This window comes from Paenibacillus sp. 276b, assembly GCF_900107875.1.
Classification (GTDB): domain Bacteria; phylum Bacillota; class Bacilli; order Paenibacillales; family Paenibacillaceae; genus Paenibacillus; species Paenibacillus marchantiae.
Genome location: NZ_FNRR01000006.1, coordinates 218594 through 242866, shown reverse-complemented (window position 1 = coordinate 242866; position 24273 = coordinate 218594). Strand labels below are relative to the sequence as shown.

The window sequence follows — 24273 nt, the reverse complement described above, 5'->3', positions numbered from 1 at the left end:
ACTTAACCTTGTTTAAATGGTTAACCGTATTAACCTGTCTTGTCATGTTTCTGGCCACATTTGGCGGAGGCGTTGTGACCCGAACGGAATCGGGCCTCGGTTGCGGCGCAGAATGGCCTTTATGTAACGGAAAACTTGTGCCTGCACATACTGTTGCCTCACTAATTGAATTTTCCCACCGCGCCGTCAGTGCACTGGCAGGGCTTTTGTCCATAGCCTCTTTTGTAGCATTTTTGCGTTTTGGCAAATCACGGCGTGATCTGCAATTGTTTTCATTGTTAACACTGATATTTGTTATTGTCCAGGGAATCATGGGTGCTTTTGCCGTCGTATTCTCCCAATCTTCCGCAGTCATGGCACTGCATTTCGGATTTGCCTTAATTGCTTTTGCTAGCTCCTTAATGATGGCGCTTGGTATTCGGCAGGAAGCTCGACATGGTGGATTGGAACGATTGAATCGATATCCGCGAGTCAGCAAAGGGTTCCGAAATCTGGTGTGGTTTTCCACAATCTATACGTACCTCGTGGTATATACTGGAGCATTTGTGAGCCATACGGATTCTGCTGGAGGCTGTTCAGGCTTTCCGCTCTGTAACGGGCAGATTATTCCTGAGCTCTCGGGAGGCGTAGCTGTTGCTTTTGCTCACCGGGTGGCAGCTGTTTCATTAGTAATCGTCATTGCAATCCTCGGTCATTTTGCGTATCGCAAACATCCGGATAACACGGAATTAAGAGCACTTGGCGTCATTTCTGTTGTGCTGGTTTTGTTGCAAGTGGTCATTGGTTTTGGACTGATGCTCACGATGAATCGTCCGGAAGTGTATATGTTCGTGGCGCTGGCGCATATGCTTGATATTGCTATTTTGTTCGGTGTATTAACCTATATGAGTTTCCTGGTGTACAAGTTGCATCGGCCCGTTAATCGGTTCTGATATATCCGAATTATTGTAGTTCAGGGATAATCCAGTGAAGTTCACCATCCGATGATGTACATCATTGGACAGGTGAACTTTGTTTGATGTCAGGCGTGTCAGGGCACCCTATTGTAAGCAGCGGTCATACGTTTACTCTGATTCCGATTTTGTTTAATATGATGAATTATTATTAATTTGATGATCTGCAGAGTGGAAAGAGGAGGCTATATATGCTGCGAACGTTGCTGGGTGAAAAGCCGCGTAAGAACGAAGGCATACTAAAGGACGCGATGGAAGCGATGGCGAATACGCTTGAGCTATTTCAGCGACAGATGCATGTGGACCATGATCCTACCCATGATTTTCGTAAACTGTATATATGGACCCAGGGACTGATCTCTTCGCTGGATGAATTGGAGCAAAGCTGTTTTGCAGCTTCCCATTTCCGTCAGAAAGTCAAAGCGGGCTCTACGGACGATATGACATTACCAGAAAAAGCAGAGTATGCCCGTTACGTCTATTTCTATAAGGATGGCTTCATCCGATGTTTTGCCATTCTGGATAAGTTAGGTACAGTGTTGAATGAAATATTTGAGCTGAACACAACCAATGTTAAAACGCATTATTCTTATTTCACCGTATTAAGACAGTTCGGATATGATAAGCTGCATTATGTTCTTGCTAACGAACTAATCCGGATCAAGGACTCTTACCGTGAGCCAATGAGCAAATTGCGCAAACGGCGAAACATGGAGATTCATTACATGAATTCCGAAATGCAGGATGATCTGTGGCAGCTGCACCAGACTTTGCAAGGGAAAGTGAAGCTGGAAGACCTGGATCAGCATCTCTTGGAACTCCGGCAGGGTGTGGATATGGTATGTGAGACGTTAAAAGCAGCGTATGGCTACATCAACGAGAAGTGGCATAAGCAGGTAATGAATCAACCGACGAACTGATTGGATAGTAATATTTGCCTTTGACAAATCGGAATACTTGGATTATACTGAGTTCCTGATCGACAGTTAGATGGAATTAACATTTATGACATTAACATTATAACTACTACTGAACTTATAAATTAAATATTTCTTATCGAGAGCGGCGGAGGGACAGGCCCGATGAAGCCCGGCAACCGATTTATAACTGCATGACAGCTGTGTCATACTTTATAGATGTTAGGTGCTAATTCCTACAAAATGGTGCAAGGCACGATTTTGGCAGATGAGAAGGTATAATCTTTCACGTGAAGAGCCCTTTTTGTTTCTGCAAAAGGGGCTCTTTTTTTGTACGATGAAGGGGAGTTTTCCTTTCATTCGGGTAAAGATACATGTAGGCAGTGGGAAGGAGCAGTAATTTTGATTGAATTAAAAGGTTTAACCAAGAAGTACGGTAAAGGTTCAAAAAGTATGACGGCCTTATCGGAACTAAATTTGAATATCCGCAAGGGTGAAATATTCGGAGTTATCGGTCATTCCGGTGCAGGCAAGAGTACATTGATCCGTTGTATCAATTTGCTCGAACGCCCCACGGCAGGCGAGGTTTGGGTTGATGGAATCAACCTAACCGATCTCAATAAGTCCGATTTGCAACAACAACGGCGTAAGATCGGCATGATTTTTCAACACTTTAATGTGTTATCCTCAGCTACGGTATATGACAATGTGGCTTTTCCTTTAAAGCTCGTTAATACGCCCAAGGCTGCAATTGATCGGAAAGTGAAGGAAATGCTCGCATTGGTTGGACTGGAGGACCACAGCAATAAATATCCGGCCCAGCTGTCAGGCGGACAGAAGCAAAGGGTAGGTATTGCGAGAGCGCTCGCGAGTGATCCGAACGTGCTGCTGTGTGATGAGGCCACATCGGCACTTGATCCCCAGACAACTGATTCGATTCTGAAGTTATTGCTGGATATCAATGAAAAGTATAACCTCACGATTGTTCTAATCACCCATGAGATGCACGTGATCCAGAATATCTGTGATCAGGTGGCGGTTATCCATCAGGGAGGCATCGTGGAGCAAGGGCCAGTGACGGAAGTATTCCTCAAGCCGCAGCATGCCATTACGCGTGACTTTATGATGCGGGACCATGAGGTGGGAATTGCATTAGAAGAGACCGCTCTGGCGAGTGCAGATGTCTCATTACAGAAGGATGGATCTTCTAAGCTTGTGAAAATATCCTTCCTGGGCAATAAAACCTATGAGGCGATTTTGTCCAGAACGGTTCGCAAAACAGGAGTGGATTTCGCCATTTTGCAAGGCACCATTTCAACGATCAAACAAGTTCCCTATGGGCAGCTGACCGTTCGGTTTGAGGGGCAGTCAGATGAGATTAATCTCACCATTAAAGAATTAGTGGCTCAGGGACTTGATGTGGAGGTGCTTCGTTAAATGGATTTTTCAACAGTACGTTGGGAAGAAATCGGTAAGGCTTCAATTGAAACACTGCAAATCCTAGGAGCATCGGGCCTGTTCACGATAATCATTGGTTTGCCGCTAGGTGTATTGCTGTTTATGACGGCAAGGTCGACTTCGATTCAATCTCAAGTGGTGTACACGATACTATCGTTTATTGTAAATATTCTGCGATCAGTGCCATTTATCATTTTGATTGTTGCACTCATTCCGTTTACGCGTTCACTGGTTGGCACTGCTACAGGAGTACTGGGCGTTATACCACCACTCGTCATTGCCGCAGCTCCATACTTTGCCCGGTTGGTGGAAACTACACTGCGTGAAGTGGATCGTGGCGTCATTGAAGCCGCACAGGCGATGGGAGCTTCAACCGGACAGATTGTACGGCGTGTGCTTCTGCCAGAGGCATTGCCGGGTCTGATAGCTGGTATCACCATTACAATCGTTACCCTAGTTTCCTACACGGCGATGGCGGGGATGGTTGGTGGTGGAGGTCTGGGAACATTGGCAATCAACTACGGGTACTTCCGTTATCAGAATGAAATTATGATTATATCCGTTGTATTTATGATTATTCTGGTGCAAGTGCTTCAGATGGCTGGCGATCGTTTGGTTAAATGGTTCACCAGGAAATAACACATATATAGCATTTACCTGATTCGGTATCGATTTGGGCAAAATGCAAAAAAAATTATTGGAGAAGGGGTTTTACACATGAAAAAATGGTCTTTTGCTCTACTTAGTATTATGCTGATTGCGGTTCTAGCGGCTTGCGGAAACAACAAGGATTCCGACAGCGGCGCTGACAATGCGGGAGGCGCACCGCGCACCGTAGAATTGAAAGTGGGAGCATCCCCTACACCACATGCAGAAATTTTGGAAAGCATCAAGCCTGAACTCGAAGCTGAAGGCATTCGCTTGCAAATCGTGACTTTCAATGACTATGTTCAACCGAACCAACAGCTTGAAGATAAACAACTGGATGCGAACTTTTTCCAACACCAACCTTACCTGGATACAGAGAACAAAGAACGTGGTTTCCATCTCGTTGCTGTAACACCTGTGCATGTTGAGCCATTTGCTGGCTATTCCAAAAAAATCAAATCATTGGATGAGTTGAAAGACGGCGCAAAAGTAGCCATTCCTAATGACCCATCCAACGGCGGTCGTGGACTGTTGTTGCTTGCAAAAGAAGGACTTATCACGCTGAAAGACAACACAAATATCACTTCTACGATTCAGGATATTACAGCCAATCCGAAAAATCTGAATATCATCGAGCTGGATGCAGCCATGATGCCTCGTCAACTGGATGAAGCAGATCTGGTATTCATCAACGCCAACTACGCGTTGGAAGCCAATCTGAACCCAGAGAAGGATGCGCTGTTGATCGAGGACCTGCAAGGTAACCCTTATGCAAACATTCTCGTATCCCGTGAAGATAACAAAGATGCAGATGCCATCCAAAAACTGGCTGCAGCCCTGCATTCCGAAGAGGTTAAAACATTCATCAAAGATCGTTATCAAGGTGCTGTAGAACCGGCGTTTTAAGCTGAACGATTAAGCTGAAAATATATTGTATACTCGGCTCCACTTGTTATGGAACTACTAAAGAAAGCCCTGCATTCTCTTTATGGAGAATGCAGGGCTTTCTGTTTTGTACATCATGTTAAAGAGAACGTTTTGAGGTAAGAGCACTTCGATGTAGGAATACTATAAGTGCTTTACTTATAAGCTTAAGGTTTATTCGGATCAGTATCTGAATGTCCATCTGTCTGTTGGCTATCAGAGCCTGCGGACTCCTGTCCAGCAGCATGCTGTTGGTAAGCTTCCTCTGCAGGAGATAGCGAATTCTGATCTCCTGGGTCAGCATCTTTTTTGCGGCCGGTCAGCTTGCGACGAATCCATCCGAAAGCACCAACAATAGCGGCCACGATGACAAACCATCCTTTCTTAAGTAAAAGCAATAATCCAACTTTCTTAGCTACAGCTACACCAGCACCACCGAGAATCAGACTGGTCAGGCCAAGTTCTGATTTTTTGTCTACGGATGCATCAAACTCTTCATAGGTATTTCCTTTGATCACGTTGAGTTGGTTAAGCACGGAGCTTTCAAACTGTTTGCGATTTTCTTCAAAATTGGCACTATCCGTAACGAGGATAACACCGATGTATCCTTCGCGGGTGAGTACGTTCACATTATAATTGACGAGTTTTTCTCGCTCTGCATCCTCAAGACCAAGAGAATAGATCAATTGATGTTTGCTGCTGTCATAGGTGGGCTCAATTTCCCATCCGGTGATAAACAGTTGGTTTTCGGGGGTTGTTTTCTCATTTTGATCTTCTGTACCTCTTTTGTAGCTATCGAGCAGTTCATCGGCATCCAGATCGTCTTTCTCACTATCATCGACATGACCGGTATCGTTATATTCAAAGATCACATACCAGTTGGAGTTTTCGCCGGCGCCATAGATACTTCCAATTTCCGTTCCATTGGGGAAGGAGTCCGTGTCTTCCAAAAACCTTTGGGTGTTAGCTGCATCGAGATAGGAGAGATTTTCAGCTACGTTTAATGTTGCTTTGTTATCAAGTGCTACGTTTGAAGGCCCATCAATCCATTGATAATCTTCGGTGGAGCTATTGCTTTCACTTTCTGCAGATGCTGTGGTCGAGAATGGAGCTTGAAATGAGGCGATAAGCAAAATTGCGAGTAGAGAGGCTAACCATTTTTTCATTTACGCTGTATTCCTTTCGAAGGTGTCATGCAATGTTGTCATTTACATGAACATATGTATTGTGTCGTTATATTCATAAGAAAATAAGGACTTATCGACATTAACACAGGCATCCAGACCAGACAAGGTAATTCTGGAGATAAAGGGTTAATTTTCCTACAAAAGACCTAATTCATTTTATTTCAGTGGTTTGAAAGATAAGTATTTAGTCCTTAATTTACACTTTTTTGCAAATGGTACAGATTGGTGGGAAACGCGAGTTGTGGGGGGATGATAAATCTTTTATACTGGATGAGTGACTGCTCTTTGAAGAGGGGGATGAACGTGAAGGGAAAGATTGCCCTCATAACGGGAAGTGCCAAAGGTCTTGGTAAAATGACGGCCCTCAGTCTGGCGGATCAGGGTTGCCATATTGCTCTGAATTACGTACATAGCCGTACGGAGGCTGAGGCGTTAAAGACTCAGATTGTAGCCAAGGGTGTGCGGTGTATTGCCGTCCAGGCCGATATTTCCAAGACAGAAGAGATCACTATGCTCGTTGCTCAGGTCGAAGAGAAACTGGGCAGCATTGATATTCTCGTGAACAACGCGGGTCCTTTTGTCCGTGAACGTCGACTGTTTGCCGAGTATTCCGAAGATGAGGTTCAGATGCTTGTGCAAGGAAATCTGCTTGGGCCGATGCTGCTGGATCAGCGTGTATTGCCGGAGATGCGGCGCAAGCAGTGGGGACGAATAATACATTTTGGCTTCAGTCATGCAGGAGAAGCGAGGTCATGGCCTCATCGGGCGGTTTATGCTGCTGCGAAGGTAGGTCTGGTTTCATTTACAAAGACACTTGCTGTAGAGGAAGCTCCCTACGGCATTACGGTTAATATGGTGTGTCCAGGTGATATTCGCGGTGCCAACAAAGAGAAAACGATTGATGAGATGGTAGGTATAACCGACGAGGAAACGCCGAGAGGACGTCCTGGAAGCGGTGAAGATATTGCGCGGGTGATTACCTATCTGTGTCTGGATCATTCCGATTTTATAACAGGTAACATTATGGATGTATCTGGAGGACTTGACCCGATTCGTCCTAACATACAGCGTGAGGATGCATAGCACAAAAAAAGAGCCCTCCGCTTCATGTGAAGCGAAAGGCTCTTGAGGTTTATTTCGTGAAGGATTGATTAGAATACTTGTACGACTTCTTCAACACCCTCAACTTCTTCGAGAAGGGCGCGTTCAATCCCGGCTTTTAAGGTAATGGTGGAGCTTGGGCAGCTGCCGCAGGCACCGACCAGTTTCAGCTTAATAATGCCGTCCTCCACGTCGACCAGTTCCACGTCACCGCCATCGCGTTGCAGGAACGGACGAAGTTTGTCAAGCACTTCAGATACCTCATCATACATGGTGCTTTGTGCGTTTTCGCTCATTTTTTTCAACTCCTTTCCTCACTATAGTATATTACAATTGGCCACAAATTAAAATGGTCAAACAAAGCAGGTGAACCTACATGAGACCGATTATTGAATTTTGTGCCAATAATATGCATTTTGGCACAGATGAAGTCATGGATCAACTGGAAGAAAATCCAGACTATGATGTGATAGAATACGGCTGCCTCAGCAACTGCGGCCAATGTTACATGACTCCATTTGCACTGGTGAATGGCGAGCTTGTCATCACCGACAAAGTGGAGGATTTATATAACGCTATATTGGCCAAAATTGCCGAAGCCGATGCCTGGGATGAGCTGGATCTCGATTAACCGAGATGACGCTTGGACATCCAGAGCACGCCGCTTTTTAGAATACGTGGCACACGTCCCATCATGGACGTTTTGCCCATCAGCCCAAATCCAGCCTTCTTGCCGAGTGCACCGAGTGTGCCACGAAGCTTGAGTGGCTGCGGATTGGGCTTTTCGCCTTTCCAGAGGGCATGCTGAATATGGGCGATTTGTTCACCCTGTACTTCGGCAGCCTGACCGCTTGGTGCATAAGGCACGCTGGCACAGTCACCTACTACATAAACATCGGTATATTCTGGAATTTGATAATATTCGTTCAGTACGACACGACCTTGTGGATCCTTGGTCACATCGAGATCCTGTACGACTTTTACGGGCTGAATGCCGGCAGTCCAGACTACCGCATCCGTCAGAATTTCTTCATCCCGGTTGAAAATGGCGTTCGGTTCAAGTCGGGAAATGGCAATATGCCCACGTGTCTCGACCTGATGTTCACCAAACCATTCATGAACATAAGCGGACAAGCGCTGCGGAAAAGCGGATAATACACGTTCACCACGGTCCAGGATGCTGATGTTCAGATCCGGTCTGCTCTCACGAAGCTCGGCAGCGATCTCGACGCCGCTCAATCCACCGCCGACGATATGCACGTTACCATAAGCTTTGACTTCGTTAAGACGAAGGTAGGTTTCCCGTGTTTTGCTAAAGCTTTGAATCGTACAGCTATATTCCTCGGCTCCCGGTGTATTGTGGAATCGGTCTGTACATCCAAGCCCAATCACGAGCTTGTCATATTCCAACGGGTCCTGTCCTTCAAATTCAATCTGACGCTGTTCCAAGTCAATCGAAGTTACTTCTCCGTAACGATAAGTGACTTTGTCGCTGACTGGAAATTGGATACGCAGGTCATAATCGGATACGGTCCCTGCTGCGAGTGCGTAATATTCAGTTTTCAATCCTTGGAAGGGACTGCGGTCCACCAACACGATTTGTGTATCTGACGGGATCTTGCCTTCCAGAAGTTCCTTGATAATCGTGAGGCCACCGTAGCCGCCTCCGAGAATGACGAAATTTTTCATGACTCGGCTTCCTTTCTGCATCAGTCCCGTGTGAACGGGGCTGTAACCTGTGGAGCAGCTATGCAATAACATAGCTGCTCCTGTTTTTTTAATCTGGATTTGAAATGATTGAAAATGGGCATTTAAAATTACAGATATGTTTCAGTAATCCGCACCACTCCATGCCAAACGCTCCCGAGTTGAATGAAAGTCGCTTATGGGAATGATGCTCATACTACATGCTATTCGTACACTTGAATTTCATTGTAGAACGTATCACGTTCAACCGGAATGCGTCCAGCACCCTTAATTAACCATATAAGCTCTTTGCGGGTGAGGCCTTCAGGCGTTAGTGCGCCTGCGGCATGACTAATCCGTTCGCGAACAATAGTTCCGTGTGCATCCGAAGCACCGAATCCAAGGGCGACTTGAGTCAGCTGTGGACCGATGTTGATGAAGTATGCTTTGATATGATCGATGTTATCCAGCATCAGACGGCTGATCGCAATCGTTTTGAGATCCTCGTATGCGGAGTTACGACGCATGATGCTGGCGTTTTTGCTTTTCGGCTGCATGGAGAGCGGGATAAATACCATGAATCCGTTGGTCTCATCTTGCAGTTCACGAATTTGTACCATATGGTTCACGCGATCCTCATAAGACTCAATGGATCCATAAAGCATCGTTGTATGGGTACGCATGCCCAAATGATGAGCAGTACGGTGCACTTCCAGATAACGGTCAACGTTCGCTTTGTCTACACGCATTTTTTTGCGGTATTCATCGGACAGAATCTCAGCGCCGCCACCAGTCAGTGATTTCAGACCTGCTTTTTGCAGTTCTTGTAGTACTTCCTTGATGCTCAGTCCGCTGATGCGAGTGAAGAAATCAATCTCGGCAGCCGTGTAGGCTTTCAACGTAACGTCCGGATATTTCTCGTTTAAAGCACGCAAGGAATCGACATAATATTGAAAAGGAACATGGTTGTTATGTCCGCCTACAATATGGAACTCGCGTACACCTGGGTGAATATGCTGTTCTACGTAATCGATCATTTCTTGACCGGACAACGTGTAAGAGCCATCTTCGCCCTGATCTTTGCGGAAGTTACAGAAAGCACAGTGGGCTTCGCATACGTTGGTAAAATAAAGGCTCATGTTTTCAATAAAATAAACTTTCTTGCCATTCTTACGCAGGTTGGCCTCATTGGCCAGTTGGCCCAAAGTCAGCAGATCATCCGTTTCATACAGATAAACGCCGTCTTCTACGGTCAGCCTTACGCCGTTCTGCACTTTCTCAACGATTTCAGCCATTCTTTTGTCTGTGAACGGTGTTACCAATGTAGACATTTTGTATCCTCCTATTCTTAACCGGAATCGAGTTGTGTGTAGGACTTACTTACAGAACTACATAGAAAAGATGCGGTCATCTGCCGCTTCTTATATGGACTAACTCTTATTTACCCGGTGCAGCCTATGCTGCGTACGTAAAGCTGATTTTTCATCAAAATGAGTCTTGTGACTCTATATGCATTGGGGACTGCGTACAGTCTCGAAATGTGAAAAAAATTACAACTCTATATATGACCATCGCCTGAATAAGTCATGACAAAATATCGACATTTCAAAGCGATCACCTACTCATTATAAACCTCGTGTCCCGGGGGTTCAATACACTGGGAAGAAAAAGGAGTTAAGGGGGAACGCGGAAACAGGCAAAGATGACTTGAGCCCCTTGACGGGGTGGAGTATAATTTAAAGAAGAGTTAACGAAAGGTTGTTTAAAAAAGTACGCCTTTGATTACGAAGGATGCCTAGCGGCATCTCAGCGTCGAATATGGGATTCAGCCGAAATGTCCGTTGCTCACGTAGTTTTGCCTACGCTCCGCTACTCCATTTCTATCTTCATCCCATCTTCTTGGTACTGAAAAGCGCCCTTTTTGAACATGATTATATATGAAAAAGGAGAGTGACCTGGCATGATTAGCATCAGCGAAACGGCTGCAGACAGATTGAAAGAAATGCTTGAGCAGCAAGAGACACCTGGTATGTTCTTGCGTCTTGGCGTAGCACCGGGCGGTTGTACCGGATTTTCGTACGCCATGGGCTTTGACGATAAAGAGTCCGATGAGGACCTCTATATGGATATTCAGAACATGAAGGTTGTTGTAGAGAAGGAAAACCTGAAATATTTGAATGGACTGGAAATTGATTTTGAAGAATCCGGCATGTCCGGTGGTTTCACCATTCACAACCCGAACGCAGTGGCAACATGCGGCTGTGGCTCATCCTTCCGGACGAGAGAAGAAGCAGGCGTACCGGATAAAGATTGTTAATATTTGTGAATTGCGGCCTCTATAGCGGATTAGTCTTGTACTAATCACGTTATGGAGGTCTTTTTTTTTTGCGTGGTGGTTTGGTATGTATTTTGGTTGTTCATATTAAGAGGGCACCTGGACGCTTTTTTATAGAGAGGTGAAGTTGACAAGTTATGTTGTAACTAATATAGTTACATTATGAAATTTAACAGAACCTAACCAAAGGAGAGATTATGATGAAGATTGGAATTATTGGCGCGACAGGCAAAGCAGGGAATTTGATTTTGAAAGAAGCGTTGGATAGAGGGCATGAAGTGACTGCGATCGTTCGTAATGCATCCAAAGTGGAAGATATAAGTCTGAATGTACTTGAAAAAGATGTATTCGACCTCACGGCAGAGGATGCCAAATCATTCGACGTGATCGTCAATGCATTCGGTGCGCCAGCCGGGAAAGAGAATCTGCATGTGGAAGCAGGACAAGCCCTGATTAACGTTCTGAAAGAGGCGCCGAATACTCGTCTGATCGTTGTTGGTGGTGCAGGCAGTCTGTTCACAGATGAAACTCAAACCTTGCGTGTTGTAGACTCCCCTGGATTCCCTGATGCATACAAAGCAACAGCAACCAACCAGGGTAAAAACTTGCAGGATCTGCAAGCTTCTTCAGGTATCCAATGGACGTTCCTGAGCCCGGCGGGATTCTTCAATCCAGAGGGTATACGCACAGGCAAATACCAATCGGGTAAAGATCAGATTCTGGTGAACAGTGAAGGCAACAGCTACATCAGCTATGCTGACTATGCCATCGCTTTGGTCGATGAGATCGAAAACCCGCAGCATAAGAACGAACGCTTTACGGTTGTAGGCGAAGCGAAGTAAGAATAAGTGAGATTTCCTTCTTTGCGCGGGGAGAAGCCAGCTCTACCACATAAATATGTTACTTAAAGGCTACTGTTACACTTAAGTAAACAGTTATAAAAGCCATCATTTCGCATCCACTATGTGATACGTAATGATGGCTCTTTACATTTTTTATGAACAAATCTCAGAATTAGCTGACAGGTGTCGTTTGAGGTGCTGAAGCTGGAGCAGGAACTGGTACATGGGGGACATTTGAAATTTTCTTGCGTTTGAGGAACCGATTGGTGAAGCGATTCTCTATGAGTTCATAGGAGAGATGGGAGATTACAGTTGCAATAAGCAAGCCACCAACAAATGTGATGGACACCGACACAAAATCAGGCAAATTAAATTTTGACATTACGCGCTGGAAGGGAAACAGGGCAAAAGGATGTAGAAGATAGAAGCTATAGCTGAGGGTTCCGAAGTATTGGAAAAACTTCGTTTTTAACACACTGGATAAATACCCCTGTTCCTTGATGACTAGATAGAAGAAGAACACACCTAATAAAATAGAGAAATAGATATCTCCGAAGTAAGTAGCGAGATAAATAATGATTAAAGATAACAGCGAGTAAAACTTGGAAGGAAGAAAATTATATTTCTCACTTAAAAAGTAGGCTAAGACTCCTGTGAGAAAGAACAGTGCTCGAGGCAAACGAATAATTACAGCCATAGAGATGATCAGGCCAATTGTAATCAGAATCCATTTTACATATTTATTATTTAGAGGTCTGAGTGAGACGAAGAAAATGACACTGACAAGATAGAATGCAAATTCATAACTAAGTGTTCTGGAATTACGTACAGCTTCTTCAAGGGGGAAAACGCCAGGAAGCATCAGTAAGCCATAAACGAAATTTAGAATGTATTCCGAAGTCGTCAAATTTGCCAACCAATCAAAATGAATAATGGGTCCTACGATAAACATAGTTACTAGCAAAGGGAGATACACCGGGTAAATTCGTATAAACCGATTATAAAAAAACTGTCCAACTTTCCTGTGTTTTACCAGACTTTGCACAATAAGATAACCACTGATCATGAAGAAAACGTCAACACCAATCTCCGCCAAAACCAATGTGGAATGCTCATTAAATGTAAGGTAACCACCATTAATCGACATGGATATAACATGTCCGACAAAAACCATTAGTGCACATAACCCACGCAGTCCGTGAATCGTATGGTTCTTACTCACGCCTATACCATCTCCATTTTTATAATATGATTATTTATATTGATGTCAGTGTCATGTATGTATTCACAGCCCACCTTTCGTAACGAGCTACTTTCAGGAGATCGAGTAAACAAGGCAACATTAATCTGATTTATGATACAAAATGTATCATTAGAGTTATTTGTATCATAACATTTGGTAATTTGAATGACAATATCATAAGGAAAATTTGAAAATTACATTTTGTTTTCACACTACAGATAAAAAATAGGCAGGGTAAAAGAAGACAAGGTAATACAAAAAACAAGGCTCTTATTGAAATAGAGCCTTGCCTGAATCTTAAGCACCCCAAATTCCTACTAAACACATTTTAGAAGTGTCTCATAAGCAGCGTGCGTAGTGGAGGGGACGGAATCGATTCTGTAGAAGCGGTAGCGTTCGCCTTTATCCCCGGATTTTGTCCTATGAAATAGGACATTCAAAAAAATCCGGGGATAACAGCGATCAGAAGAACGATCCGTACCCGTAACGGCCACCTACTGCTCACCAGTCACTTATCTCCGTGTTTAGTCGATAAATCCTTCCAACATTACGGTCGGCAAGCCGTTAGACTGCCATGCACCTTTGCTGTAACCACCGTTGTAGCCCGGCGTTGCTTCAGGCTCCCAATAGAATACGCCTTTACCTTTGCTGTTTGGCAGGTTGCGGAATTGCGTTTTCATCGCTGCGACAAAACTTTTACCGGCTGCCGGTTGCGTATTATCCATCCCGATTTCCGATACGATAATCTCCTTACCATACCGGTTGATCAGATCCTTGGCATTGTTCACAGCATTGGTAACAGCCGTGTTCCAGCCGGAAGCGGAAGGATAGAGGGACATGGCAATCATGTCAAAGTTGGCACCATTATCGATCAGACCACCGATATTCCATACATAGAGGGCATTATCATCTCCGCCCGCCAAATGAACGATTGTTTTGGTGCTGGTGCTGATGGATTTTACGGCATTATGGCCCGTATTCACCAGCCACGCATAATTTTTCATGTTGGTGGATGCTTTTCCATCTTCCCATAACATACCGTTGCTTGTTTCGTTACCGATTTGTACCCAGTCCGGGGTTACGCCTTTGCTCTGCATGGCCGTCATAACTTCACGCGTGTGATTCCATACAGCATCCATCAGCTGCTGGAACGTGTAGTTTTTCCAGGCTGCAGGTTTCGTTTGTTGACCCGGATCAGCCCAGGAATCACTGTAATGCAGCGTCAGCATGACACTCATGCCTGCATTTTTGGCACGCAGGGCCAGCGCAGCTGCACGATCTTTGTTCATGTAACCGTTACCATAATCGTTCGAAGGATTAACAAAGACACGAATACGAACGGAGTTGATCTGGTAATCATTTTTCAAAATATCAATAATATCACGCTGTACGCCGTTTTTGTCTTTCCATTTGTAGCCTTGCGCTTCCATCCCGGGCACCCAACTGATGTCGGCTCCTTTGGCGAAGCTCGGTGCTGCACTGGCATGCTGGCCTGCGGGCAGCATAATGGAGGTGAATAACAAAACAAAGACCAGAGCGATGGATGTTTTGAAACCCCTTACATTTTTGAACATTACAATATGCCTCCTCGAATATGGGTTGAGTTGCAACCTAATTATAGCGAGCATTGTTTACTCAGCTACAGGGTCCATTTCCAATATTTTGGTTGTTTTTTCAACCTCTCCCCAAAAAAGACAAAACAAAAAGCCGTCCGAAGACGGCTTTTCTACCCGTGGCGCTTTTTGAAACCTTGATCCGTATCCCGCGCCTCCACCAGAATCAGTTAATTTGAGCTAGTGGATCGGGTAAGGGACACGTTCAACATGTGATTAGATATGTTGACGCACCTCCTTTCCTTGTGCCAAGAGTATACATCACTCTTTTACGGAAAGCTAGTCTTTTTTTTCATATTTACGAAAAATTTATTTTTCGGTTTGGAACATCGTGATATCCCGATCATAATGACTCTTTGTACCGTTATCGTTGCGAATTCTCACGCTGTCTTCGCTGATCTGCTCTACGATGCCGCGACCCACTTCACAATATACGCCAGCTGGATCTTCCTGCCATGCGGTTACCGTGCATTGGGATAGTGCAGCCGTGAAAAACTCTATATTTTTTTGTAACGTTCTAGGTTTGTTTGATTTCATTATATACTCCTTTAACAAAAACAATTTTAGAATGTGGACAGCAACCGGACATTTTACACTGTAAATCACTTTACTCTGTCTCCTGCTCTTTGTAAAGGGATGGAAAAAGTTATCGTCATGAGGTATCATTTACATAAATTTTACATAGCGTTTACACTACGCTGACGCTTGTAGCCAATCACGAATAGTACAATTAGTTCATAACATCTAACCAAGAATAGATATGTAACAAATTCGGAGGCCATACATGCATAGAGATGTCAAAACAGGTAACTACGTTAACCGTGATTTAAGTTGGGTAGAATTCAATCGTCGTGTGCTTCAGGAGGCGCAAGATCCAACAACACCTCTGCTGGAACGCATGAGGTTTCTTGGTATTGTCGCCAGTAATCTGGACGAGTTCGTAAGTGTAAGGGTAGCGGAGACGAAAGAGAAGATCAAGGCTGGATTTACGCAAAAGGATTTTACGGGCTACACCCCTGCCGGATTGTACCGTAGATTGATTAAACGAACGGGGACCATGGTCGCCGAGCAATATAAAACCTATCGGGAGCTCATTCGTCTTCTCGCTAAGAAAGGCGTGAATTTCCAGGAATATACCGATCTGAATATGACCCAACAGCGAGCAATGGACCAGTATTTTCATGAGATCATTTTCCCGGTTTTAACACCGATGGCGATCGATTCCAGCCGGCCATTCCCACTGGTACACAATAAATCTGTATATCTGTCCGTGATGCTGCAGAAGGAAGAAGAGCAGGAGGGCGAGCCATTTTTGGCTATCGTTCAGGTGCCTTCCAATCTGCCGCGCGTAGTTCAGGCGCCTTTAAGGGCGAATAGTAAAAAGAAAACGTTCATTCTGATTGAAGATCTCATCAAACATCATATTCATACCTTGTTCAGCGGATATGTGCCGCTGGCTGTACAGGAATTCAGGGTGACCCGCAATGCGGATCTTTCCATTAATGAAGAAGAAGCTGAGGATTTGCTTGAAGCAATTGAGAAGGAGCTGCGACGCAGACGCCGGGGAGCACCGGTAAGACTGGAAATTTGTAAGGATTTCCGCCCGGATGCGTTGCTAGAGTTGCAGGAAGAGTTCGATATTCAAGACCCTATGTATGAGATCGATGGACCACTGGATTTGAGCTTTCTGGCCGGGTTTGTAGATAGTCTGGAAGGCTTCTCTCATTTGAAATATAGTCCGGTACAGCCTGTGTATCCTCTGGAGTTCCTTCCTCGGGAAAGTCACTTTGAACTGCTGCGTAAACGGGACGTGCTCGTGCATCATCCATACGAATCGTTCGAACCGGTAACGGACTTTATTGTGGAAGCTTCGGAAGATCCGCGTGTGATGGCGATCAAGATGACGTTATATCGGGTGAATGGGGATTCCCGTCTCATCCCCGCACTGGCTCATGCAGCTGAGAGCGGCAAACAGGTGACGGTTGTTGTTGAATTAAAAGCCAGATTTGATGAAGAACGGAATATTGCATGGGCCCGCACGCTGGAGAAGTCAGGTTGTCATGTCGTATATGGATTGGTCGGATTAAAGACTCATGCCAAGATTATTCTCGTCGTACGCAGGGAACAGAGTGGTCTGAGAAGGTACGTGCATGTTGGAACAGGTAACTATAATGAAAGTACGGCCAAAATATACACCGATGTAGGACTGTTTACCTCCAATCCCATCATTGGTGAGGATGCATCGGAATTGTTTAATGAGATTACCGGATATTCAGGACCCAAAGCGTTGCAGGCATTCCGCGTCGCCCCTGACGGCATGAAGGATGAACTGTTCGCGCTCATTCGTCGGGAAAGGGAGCATGCCTTCAAGGGAAGACCGTCCAGGATTATTGCCAAAATCAATTCCTTATCCCATCAGGATATCATTGATGAATTGTATCTGGCATCTCAAGCTGGAGTACAGATCGATCTGATCGTGCGCGGTGTATGCTGCTTGCGTCCCGGGGTAGAGGGGCTTAGTGAGAATATTCGGGTGATCAGCATCGTGGACCGGTTTCTGGAACACTCCAGACTGTTTTATTTTGAAAATAGCGGGAATCCGGATGTGTATCTATCCAGCGCAGACTGGATGACCCGTAATTTGAAGCGGAGAATAGAACTGATGTGTCCCGTGTTTGATCCGGAGTTGAAGAAGATGCTGGTCGATATATTGAATCTGTCGCTCATGGATAATGTGAAGGCAAGAGAGCTTATGCCTGGCGGCAATTATGTTTTTGTACAAAATGAAAAGCCCCCGCTGAGAAGTCAGACGGAGGCGATGGGCATTATTCCCTGGAAGCCTGCTGAATGGAGTGCGTTAACGTAACTCCCCAAGCTTCCTGTAAATCCTTGACGGCATCGTCAAGGCCACTGAGTTCCAGTAACGGCTCGGCTGTACAGATGAATTGCATCTGCAGCGAGTCGTTTTCTTTTGCCGCCTTTATGGCGGTTATACTTTCAGATCGATTAATCGCTTCAGTCACGCGCAGCAGAGAGCCCAAACGATGGGCATGCCGTTCGTCCGAATCCTTGAGAATGTCCTTGTGCTTATGCAGCAGCTGGGGCGTTCTTTTTTTGGGATGATAATCGGCTGCAACAGCACTCAGGATGGTCTCCCGGTGAGATAGTCCGTAGATGCTTGCATTCATGATCCAATAAGCCGAGTGCTGGGGATACCGGAAGTAGTTAATCTGTTTTCCAGCCATGTGCAGCATGGAGACCGTATACAGAATTCGGGCATCCGCTGGATCGGGAGCATTACCTTGTAGGGCAGTATACAGAGTAAGTGCATCATGGTGAATCCGATTCAGACGTTTCTCCGGAATGGGTGGACCAAAATGAATGAAGTTGCGAATGCTGTCCCGCAGCGCATCTGGCACGACTGGCTTACCTTCAGCAAGGAGATCCCTTAGCAAACCATCGCGTAATCCCGCTCCGCTCACGACATAACGATCCCCTTGGATGATTCGGAAGACCGTCCGCAATATGAGTACACCTGGAACAATAATATCGGCACGATCCTTGGCCAGTCCGGGTACTTTCTTGCGCTGTGCCGAGGTTAGATGTGGCAAAGAACGAGCGATATTTTCCATCTCTTCTGCACCGATTTCATAATGATGCGTAACCGGTAGTGAATATTGTGTTCTCTTCTGCTCCACTTTGGCCAGTGTACGCATGGTGCCACCAAGTCCAATAAGAGGTAGTCCGGGATGTTGTCTGATCCAATCCTGACCGCTCAATGCCTGTATAACTTCATTACATAGCGCAGCTGCATTTTCCTCAGTCCACTGATCTTCTCCACCATAACGGGCATGAGAGTTAACCGCACCAATAGGCAGAGAGATGCTGTGCAGTCTTTTTCGATCACGGAATACAGTGATCTCGGTACTGCCACCGCCAATATCCACGACATAACCATCTGCCAGATCAATCGATTGAGTGACTCCAAGGAAACCGTAATAGGCTTCCTGATCGCCGGATACACATTCGATGGTAAGTCCCGTCTCGGCTTCCAACCAACCTATAATTTCTGGGGCATTGCCTGCATTTCGAATCGCAGCCGTGGCTGCAGCGCGGGTAAGCTTGGTTTGATATGCTTCGCAAGTAGCCCTGAATTGCCGCAAAATCGTAATGGCCTTATCCAGTGAATGTCGCAGGATGGTTCCGTCTTGTTCAACCACATTGCTTAGACGAGCGGCATATTTGTCTTCATGAATGATGCGATAGGCTCCATCCTGGTCGAGTTCATAAATAACCAGACGAATGGAATTGGAGCCGATATCGATGATTCCGAGTATTTCGTTATGTGTCATAAGCATCTCCTTCTACAGAGGTTAATCTACCCGACTTTTAGCAAGGCAGCCATGGCTTCCGGTGAACCCGGAGGCGTCGAGGAGAAGGGCGTGGTCAGCATGACCACAATGATGAAGACGATAAAGCAGGCAAACAGAATACAACTTACAGCAAAACCGCGATTGCTTTTCTTCATAAACAGTCGAATACCTGTAACGAATAGAAGTACCGTAATGGCTACCAGAACGATAGAAATTGCAAAATAGGCTACGCCATACAGTGATTTAAAAAATGATTCCATGTCTTCTGAACGCTCCTTAGATCCTCATATTTAAGCCTCTCCAAACCATTCCTTAGTAGCATACGATAGATTGATGCGTTTGAAAAGCAAACCAGGCGCCTGTTCCGGCCTTGAACCAAGCTGATGGACTATATCAACGGAAAAGGGGCCCCAGCCTTGGACAGACATCCAAGAAAGCACGGCTTCTGTTGAGTATGTATAAGGAAGGACTATTGTTCACGAAAGGAGATCAACCCATGTCGAGACAGCTTGCAAGCAAATGGCTGAAGACAGCGGCGCTGTTAAAATATCCGGTAGCTGCTGTCCACATTCCACAGACGAAGGCGTTCAACTCGGGGAATCTGCTAAACATGCTTAGTCATTATGGAATGGTGTATATCAAACCTGTTGTCGGTGGTGGAGGTTACGGTGTCATTAGAGTATCAGGAAGCGGAGGAGCCTATCGTTACACTCATATGAAGATAACCCGTTCATTTACTCAGTTTGATCAGATGTACCGCTCCCTAATCCGTGTAAAAGCCAGACGGAGATACCTTATTCAACAAGGCATTCATCTCGCAACCATTCAAGGCAGACCAATCGATTACAGAGTCAAAGTTGTCAAGACGGAAAGAGGCTGGGTATTCCGTTCTATGGTGGGACGGCTCGCTCGTCCGGGACTTGTCGTGACCAATCTTAGCAAAGGAGGGACGATGCTGTCCGGTAGGAGAGCGCTCGCTCTGTCCTTACCTCATATTTCCGGTAAACATAAACGTCGCGAGATGCGTTCACTGACACTCACCTGTACACATATCATGGAAAGTCAGTTCCCAGGTGTGGGGCAGCTCGGCTTCGATTATGGACTGGATCATTCAGGCAAGATATGGATTTTGGAAGTGAACACCAGACCGCAATGAAAATGGTTAAAAAAGCTAAAAAAATCCAAAGAAAATCCGATAGTAATATAGTAGGAAACTAGATGGAAAACGTTTGAAATTTAACAATTAAGGGTAATTTACTCGCATCAACTCTTGAAACTATGAATTTATTCTAAAAAAAATGCTCTGATAATCGTTCTGTTCGGTAAGCTACGATCCTGTGTATAAATACTGTCCACACTATCCACGTTGATCAATCAACATTTTTACCATTTATCAACAAACTATACACAGGATTTCCACATAACGTTGTGGATAACAAGAACGCTTGTTCTCTTTATAAATCTCTGATATGATAGTTTTGAGGAAAAAAAAGGAAAGGTTGTGGCGGGAAATGGCTATGTTATCCGATGAGATGTTGTTGGATTCCTACCATAAGGCGATTGAGTTGGATCTCGAACGAGATTTCATCGCACTGCTGTTGGCAGAAATCCATAAGCGCAAACTGGGTACCGACGTATCTGCCATTCTTCACTAGAGATCCTCATTGCAGGCAATGCTACAGGTTTCCGGACATGTCCCATAGATTGACAGGCCATAGCGTGCTTGTCTGACAATGGTGACAGTACATCATATGATTGCAAACGTTTTCGGCTTCGTCTGCCGTGTCAGAGGAAGTGTGAATGACGTAGGGGCTGTATGGTCCGGTGTAATCGTCCAATTTGCCGCATTCTGACAGTCCCTGAAGGCAGTGGGGACAAGCCTGCTCCGGTACAACCAGACCGTTACACAGCGGGCATATATAAGACAAGGGTATCCCTCCTGATGTTCAATTCATTCAGGAGTAAGATACCCTTTTTTGTGTCTTTTATGTTCTATTTGATTCCATAAGGAATTAGCGCTTCATGTTACTGCTGTGTCCCGGGGACAACTTAGCGTCTGGGTCGAAGTAAACCTTGGCATTGTTCACTGCGGTTGGTGCTTCACCGAATCCGACAGCAATCAGCTTCAGCTTGCCTGGATAAGTTGTAATATCTCCGGCAGCATAGATACCCGGAATCGAAGTTTCCATGCGGGAATCGACCACGATGGAATTGCTATCAATTTCGATGCCCCATTCTGCAATAGGTCCCAGGGAAGAGACAAAGCCAAAATTGACGATTACATCATCGACTTCGATTTCCTGTGTTTCCTTGGTTTTAACGTGAGCCAAAGTAACTTTGGTAATGCTGTCCTCACCATGAAGCTCCGTAATTTCGGTAGGTGTAACGATGTTCACCTTGGAATTCATCAGGTTTTCGACACTGTGCTCATGCGCGCGGAATTTGTCGCGGCGATGAATCAGGGTTACTTGCTCAGCGATTGGCTCAAGCATAAGCGCCCAGTCTACAGCGGAGTCACCGCCACCGCTGATCAGTACTTTTTTGCCTGCAAAGGCGTTCAGGTCACTGATGAAGTAGTGCAGATTGGTTTTTTCGAATTTGGCCGCACCCTCAAGCTCCAGACGACGGGGTTCGAATGCACCCACACCTGCAGTGATAATTACCGCTTTGGCGTGATACTCATTCACATCGGTTTTTACGACGAAGTGACGTTCTTCTAATTTCTCTACGGATACAACCTTTTCCTCAAGACGAATGTTCGGGTTAAAATGGCTCATTTGCTCCACCAAGTTATTCACCAGTTCCTGAGCGGTAACTTTCGGGAACCCGGCTACATCATAGATGAATTTTTCGGGATAGAGGGCGGCAAGTTGTCCACCAAGTTGTGGCATACTTTCAACCAGAGTAACAGATGCCTGACGCATCCCTCCGTAAAACGCGGCGAACAGACCCGCAGGGCCGCCACCAATAATAAGTAAATCGGTCATGTCATGACCGGCAGTTTGTGCAGTCAAGAATCAACAACACCTTTCTTATTTTAATAGGTAGTTAACAGAAATAATAAAGCCGGGTACGTATGGTAACCAGCGTTTGTTGCTGAACTGTCTTTCTCATTATAAACGGTGTAAACTGGGTTGCAAAGTTGGCAGTTTGATGAATCTGGGAACAATAGATGAAGATCAGGTGAGAATAGGATGAAATTGGAAATGAAAGGTTATGAAAAATAACAAAAAAAACCTTGATCTTTGCCAGAAATACAGATATCCTTGACCTGTACTATGTGTTTTTTTGTCTAATTTAGCCCCAATTTGTAATGTGAAGACAATACCCGCGTTTTGTTGAATCTTGTGTCTAATTTCACAATTTTAATCGATAACTTGCATGCAAAAAGTTCAAATAAATTCGCGAAGTTAACATTTGTCGTCATAATGGATAAGACCTCATCAATATGGGTAAGTAAGAGCCTTTTTACAACAAAACAATCGAACGGCTGATGCAACGAAACCGGAAGGGGTATAGACATGAGCAGTATTCCCAAAATCGTCATCCTCGGCGCGGGCTATGGCGGGATTCTGACAGCCCAGCGGCTGCAGAAGGAATTGAACTATAACGAGGCCGATGTCACATTGGTGAACCGGCATGATTATCATTATATCACTACACATCTACATATGCCGGCAGCCGGCACAGATACCATTGAACATGCAAGGGTTCCGATTTCGAAGTTGATTGACGAGTTCAAGATTGATCTGGTCAAATCTTCGGTGAAGGAGATCCGCCTGCAGGATCGGAAGATTATTCTGGAGGATGGCACGTTATCCTATGATTATCTGATTATTGGATTGGGTGGGGAACCGGAGACCTTCGGTATTCCAGGCATGCTCGATCATGCCATGACAATTCGCAGCATTAACTCGGTCAGAATGATTCGCGAGCATATCGAATATCAGTTTGCTATGTACAAAAACGATAATAAACGTAACCGCATTCGTTTTGTTGTGGGTGGGGCTGGCTTCAGTGGTGTCGAATTCGTGGCTGAACTTGCGGATCGCATTCCTCAGCTTTGCAAGGAATTCGACGTGAATCCCAAAAATGTGCACATCTATAATGTGGAAGCAGCGCCTTCAGCTTTGCCGGGCTTTGATCCGGAACTGGTTGAGCATGCAATGAACGTGTTGAAGAAAAAAGGCGTTACTTTTAAAATCGGTGTTCCGATCAAACAATGTCTGCCAGACGGAGTCATTGTGGGTGAAGGAGAAAAACTCGATGCAGCAACGGTTGTATGGACCGGCGGTATTCGTGGAAACGCCCTGCTTGAGCAGGCAGGCCTTGAAGTGATGCGCGGACGGGTGAAGGTCGATGAATTCCTTCGTGCCCCAGGGCATGAACACGTCTATGTCATCGGTGACAATTCACTCGTGTTCAACAACGAAGGGCGTCCATATCCACCAACAGCTCAGATCGCGATGCAGCAAGGTGTTAACTGTGCCAAAAACGTTGTCGCTGCCATCCGCAAAAAGCAGCCTCAACCTTTTGTTTTTACAAGTAAAGGTACGGTTGCGTCACTAGGCAAAGGTGAAGCTATCGCCGTTGTAGGCGGTAAGAAATACAAGGGATGGAAGGCTGCTCAGCTGAAAAAACTGGTGGATCTCCGGTACTTGTTTATCATCGGTGGCATTCCTTTGGTACTGAAGAAAGGGCGGTTTTTTGGATGAGACATTGCAGTGTTCAGGTCAGAGGACTACTCACACGCGAAGAACTGGATCGTTACAACGCCCTGATGCAGGTTGGCGGTTATCTGGAGGAACAGGATCAATATGATCTAGCTTATATCGTTCAGAAGGAAGTTGATATTCTCATTTTGCCTGCCATTGAGCGGCTTAAGGAGAAGGGACGTGACCGTGACCGGGCAACGGCTGAGTTTTTGGAATCTCTGAAAGCGGTTGATGAAGAGGATCAGGATTAATGAATCACATTTCCAAAAGAAACTGAG

The 24273-nt window shown here is 45.3% G+C and carries 25 protein-coding genes and 1 riboswitch; of the genes, 14 read left to right on the top strand and 11 right to left on the bottom strand.

What is annotated here, in order from left to right; genetic code table 11:
* The first annotated feature begins 8 nt into the window (after positions 1 to 8).
* The 5 genes from BLV50_RS25105 to BLV50_RS25085 all read left to right on the top strand — a co-directional run bounded on the left by BLV50_RS25105 (position 9) and on the right by BLV50_RS25085 (position 4882).
* Positions 9 to 932, top strand: coding sequence for a COX15/CtaA family protein (locus tag BLV50_RS25105; protein WP_256336683.1), 924 nt, complete (start codon positions 9 to 11; stop codon positions 930 to 932).
* 212 nt (positions 933 to 1144) lie between these two features.
* Positions 1145 to 1873 carry a Cthe_2314 family HEPN domain-containing protein gene (locus BLV50_RS25100; RefSeq protein ID WP_090810548.1) on the top strand — a complete coding sequence of 243 codons (729 nt, stop codon included), beginning with the start codon at positions 1145 to 1147 and terminating at the stop codon, positions 1871 to 1873.
* A gap of 130 nt (positions 1874 to 2003) precedes the next feature.
* Positions 2004 to 2145: riboswitch (SAM riboswitch) on the top strand.
* A 127-nt stretch (positions 2146 to 2272) separates the two neighbouring features.
* Positions 2273 to 3307, top strand: coding sequence for a methionine ABC transporter ATP-binding protein (locus BLV50_RS25095; RefSeq protein WP_090810547.1), 1035 nt, complete (start codon positions 2273 to 2275; stop codon positions 3305 to 3307).
* Complete coding sequence (locus BLV50_RS25090; protein ID WP_072735491.1) at positions 3308 to 3967, top strand: methionine ABC transporter permease; 660 nt, start codon at positions 3308 to 3310, stop codon at positions 3965 to 3967.
* A gap of 78 nt (positions 3968 to 4045) precedes the next feature.
* The gene (locus tag BLV50_RS25085) at positions 4046 to 4882 is read left to right on the top strand and encodes a MetQ/NlpA family ABC transporter substrate-binding protein (protein ID WP_072735490.1); all 837 of its coding nucleotides are present in this window, start codon (positions 4046 to 4048) and stop codon (positions 4880 to 4882) included.
* A 185-nt stretch (positions 4883 to 5067) separates the two neighbouring features.
* On the opposite strand, the gene BLV50_RS25080 is transcribed toward BLV50_RS25085, so the two are convergent.
* Entirely contained in the window at positions 5068 to 6066 is a 999-nt protein-coding gene (locus BLV50_RS25080; RefSeq protein ID WP_090810546.1) for a DUF2167 domain-containing protein, read from the bottom strand.
* A gap of 324 nt (positions 6067 to 6390) precedes the next feature.
* Here BLV50_RS25080 and BLV50_RS25075 point away from each other — a divergent pair, with 324 nt between their 5' ends.
* Positions 6391 to 7170 (top strand): SDR family oxidoreductase, encoded by a 780-nt coding sequence (locus BLV50_RS25075; RefSeq protein ID WP_063566117.1) that lies wholly within the window; start codon positions 6391 to 6393, stop codon positions 7168 to 7170.
* Positions 7171 to 7238: 68 nt separating this feature from the next.
* Here BLV50_RS25075 and BLV50_RS25070 read toward each other — a convergent pair whose 3' ends face one another.
* Positions 7239 to 7484: a NifU family protein gene (locus BLV50_RS25070; RefSeq protein ID WP_024632664.1), complete on the bottom strand. Its 246-nt coding sequence runs from the start codon at positions 7482 to 7484 to the stop codon at positions 7239 to 7241.
* Positions 7485 to 7564: 80 nt separating this feature from the next.
* Between BLV50_RS25070 and BLV50_RS25065 the strand changes: the two genes are divergently transcribed.
* Positions 7565 to 7819 (top strand): YuzB family protein, encoded by a 255-nt coding sequence (locus tag BLV50_RS25065; protein ID WP_063566116.1) that lies wholly within the window; start codon positions 7565 to 7567, stop codon positions 7817 to 7819.
* Here the strand turns inward: BLV50_RS25065 and BLV50_RS25060 are convergent.
* Both BLV50_RS25060 and mqnE read right to left on the bottom strand, forming a co-directional pair.
* Positions 7816 to 8877, bottom strand: a complete 1062-nt coding sequence (locus tag BLV50_RS25060) for an NAD(P)/FAD-dependent oxidoreductase (RefSeq protein ID WP_063566178.1) — start codon at positions 8875 to 8877, stop codon at positions 7816 to 7818. The genes BLV50_RS25065 and BLV50_RS25060 overlap by 4 nt on opposite strands.
* Positions 8878 to 9098: 221 nt before the next feature.
* Positions 9099 to 10205, bottom strand: a complete 1107-nt coding sequence (gene mqnE / locus BLV50_RS25055; RefSeq protein WP_072735487.1) for an aminofutalosine synthase MqnE — start codon at positions 10203 to 10205, stop codon at positions 9099 to 9101.
* Between the two features lie 629 nt (positions 10206 to 10834).
* Here mqnE and BLV50_RS25050 point away from each other — a divergent pair.
* Positions 10835 to 11191 (top strand): HesB/IscA family protein, encoded by a 357-nt coding sequence (locus BLV50_RS25050; RefSeq protein ID WP_063566114.1) that lies wholly within the window; start codon positions 10835 to 10837, stop codon positions 11189 to 11191.
* Between the two features lie 218 nt (positions 11192 to 11409).
* Positions 11410 to 12051: an NAD(P)-dependent oxidoreductase gene (locus tag BLV50_RS25045; RefSeq protein WP_090810545.1), complete on the top strand. Its 642-nt coding sequence runs from the start codon at positions 11410 to 11412 to the stop codon at positions 12049 to 12051.
* A 172-nt stretch (positions 12052 to 12223) separates the two neighbouring features.
* Here BLV50_RS25045 and BLV50_RS25040 read toward each other — a convergent pair whose 3' ends face one another.
* From BLV50_RS25040 to BLV50_RS25030, 3 genes are all read right to left on the bottom strand, one after another.
* Positions 12224 to 13273, bottom strand: a complete 1050-nt coding sequence (locus BLV50_RS25040; RefSeq protein ID WP_090810544.1) for an acyltransferase family protein — start codon at positions 13271 to 13273, stop codon at positions 12224 to 12226.
* Positions 13274 to 13818: 545 nt separating this feature from the next.
* A complete protein-coding gene (locus BLV50_RS25035; protein WP_231952713.1) occupies positions 13819 to 14799 on the bottom strand; it encodes a glycoside hydrolase family 53 protein in 981 nt (326 codons plus the stop codon).
* A 417-nt stretch (positions 14800 to 15216) separates the two neighbouring features.
* The gene (locus BLV50_RS25030; RefSeq protein WP_072735535.1) at positions 15217 to 15444 is read right to left on the bottom strand and encodes a hypothetical protein; all 228 of its coding nucleotides are present in this window, start codon (positions 15442 to 15444) and stop codon (positions 15217 to 15219) included.
* A gap of 247 nt (positions 15445 to 15691) precedes the next feature.
* Between BLV50_RS25030 and ppk1 the strand changes: the two genes are divergently transcribed.
* A complete protein-coding gene (gene ppk1 / locus BLV50_RS25025) occupies positions 15692 to 17773 on the top strand; it encodes a polyphosphate kinase 1 (protein ID WP_063566111.1) in 2082 nt (693 codons plus the stop codon).
* Here the strand turns inward: ppk1 and BLV50_RS25020 are convergent.
* Entirely contained in the window at positions 17733 to 19259 is a 1527-nt protein-coding gene (locus tag BLV50_RS25020) for a Ppx/GppA phosphatase family protein (protein ID WP_090810540.1), read from the bottom strand. The genes ppk1 and BLV50_RS25020 overlap by 41 nt on opposite strands.
* A 26-nt stretch (positions 19260 to 19285) precedes the next feature.
* A complete protein-coding gene (locus BLV50_RS25015) occupies positions 19286 to 19540 on the bottom strand; it encodes a hypothetical protein (RefSeq protein ID WP_063566109.1) in 255 nt (84 codons plus the stop codon).
* Positions 19541 to 19776: 236 nt separating this feature from the next.
* Between BLV50_RS25015 and BLV50_RS25010 the strand changes: the two genes are divergently transcribed.
* A complete protein-coding gene (locus tag BLV50_RS25010) occupies positions 19777 to 20436 on the top strand; it encodes a YheC/YheD family protein (RefSeq protein ID WP_063566108.1) in 660 nt (219 codons plus the stop codon).
* Between the two features lie 355 nt (positions 20437 to 20791).
* Positions 20792 to 20935, top strand: a complete 144-nt coding sequence (locus tag BLV50_RS25005) for a sporulation histidine kinase inhibitor Sda (RefSeq protein ID WP_024632651.1) — start codon at positions 20792 to 20794, stop codon at positions 20933 to 20935.
* Positions 20936 to 20956: 21 nt separating this feature from the next.
* On the opposite strand, the gene BLV50_RS32540 is transcribed toward BLV50_RS25005, so the two are convergent.
* Both BLV50_RS32540 and BLV50_RS25000 read right to left on the bottom strand, forming a co-directional pair.
* Positions 20957 to 21208 (bottom strand): hypothetical protein, encoded by a 252-nt coding sequence (locus tag BLV50_RS32540; protein WP_072735483.1) that lies wholly within the window; start codon positions 21206 to 21208, stop codon positions 20957 to 20959.
* 84 nt (positions 21209 to 21292) lie between these two features.
* A complete protein-coding gene (locus BLV50_RS25000) occupies positions 21293 to 22267 on the bottom strand; it encodes an NAD(P)/FAD-dependent oxidoreductase (protein WP_211754064.1) in 975 nt (324 codons plus the stop codon).
* A 534-nt stretch (positions 22268 to 22801) separates the two neighbouring features.
* Between BLV50_RS25000 and BLV50_RS24995 the strand changes: the two genes are divergently transcribed.
* Together BLV50_RS24995 and BLV50_RS24990 are read left to right on the top strand one after the other, a co-directional pair.
* The gene (locus tag BLV50_RS24995; RefSeq protein ID WP_024632649.1) at positions 22802 to 23995 is read left to right on the top strand and encodes an NAD(P)/FAD-dependent oxidoreductase; all 1194 of its coding nucleotides are present in this window, start codon (positions 22802 to 22804) and stop codon (positions 23993 to 23995) included.
* Positions 23992 to 24246 carry a hypothetical protein gene (locus BLV50_RS24990; protein WP_024632648.1) on the top strand — a complete coding sequence of 85 codons (255 nt, stop codon included), beginning with the start codon at positions 23992 to 23994 and terminating at the stop codon, positions 24244 to 24246. The genes BLV50_RS24995 and BLV50_RS24990 overlap by 4 nt, the downstream gene beginning before the upstream one ends.
* Positions 24247 to 24273 lie beyond the last annotated feature (27 nt).